Here is a 724-nt window from a genome sequence, read left to right as displayed (position 1 = left end):
GGCATCACCGAGACCACGGTGCACGTGTCCTACCGCGCGCTGGACGCCGCGACCATCGCCGCCGCCTCCGGCAGCGTGGTCGGCCGCGCTATCGCGGGTCTGCGGGTGTACGTGCTGGACAACCGGTTGCGTCCGGTGCCGGTCGGTGTCGCGGGTGAAATGTATGTGGCGGGCCCGCAATTGGCTCGCGGCTACCTCGGTCGTCCCGACCTGTCGGCTACGCGCTTCGTCGCCAACCCCATGGGCGACGCACCGGGGGGGCGGCTGTACCGCTCCGGTGACCTCGCGCGCTGGAACCGGCACGGTGAGCTGGAGTACCTGGGCCGCGCCGACGACCAGGTGAAGGTGCGCGGCTTCCGCATCGAACTCGGCGAGATCGAATCGGCGATCCTGGCCCAGCCGGGCATCGCTCAGGCCGCGGTGATCGTGCGCGAGGACCAGCCCGGCGATCAGCGGATCGTCGCCTACGTGGTGGGCGAACCGGGCGTCGAGCCGGTGCTCGACGTGGTCCGCGACGGCGCGGCCGAGCAGCTGCCGTCCTACATGGTGCCTTCGGCCGTGGTGCGGCTGGAGTGGATTCCGCTGACCGTCAACGGGAAGCTGGACCGCCGCGCGCTGCCCGCCCCGACGGCGCAGGCGCGTGCCTTCCGCGCGCCGGTCACCCCGGTGCAGGAGACCGTGGCCGCGGTGTTCGCCGACGTGCTCGGCCTGGAGCGGGTCGGCG

At 72.8% G+C, this 724-nt stretch carries 1 protein-coding gene; it reads left to right on the top strand.

Annotated elements, in window-relative coordinates:
* Nucleotides 1-724, top strand: a 724-nt coding sequence (locus tag NA4_RS38210) for an AMP-binding enzyme (RefSeq protein ID WP_157129586.1), incomplete at both ends; no start/stop codon positions are given.

The organism is Nocardia amamiensis NBRC 102102, from assembly GCF_001612745.1.
Taxonomy (GTDB): domain Bacteria; phylum Actinomycetota; class Actinomycetes; order Mycobacteriales; family Mycobacteriaceae; genus Nocardia; species Nocardia amamiensis.
This window is presented reverse-complemented; position numbering and strand designations above follow the sequence as displayed.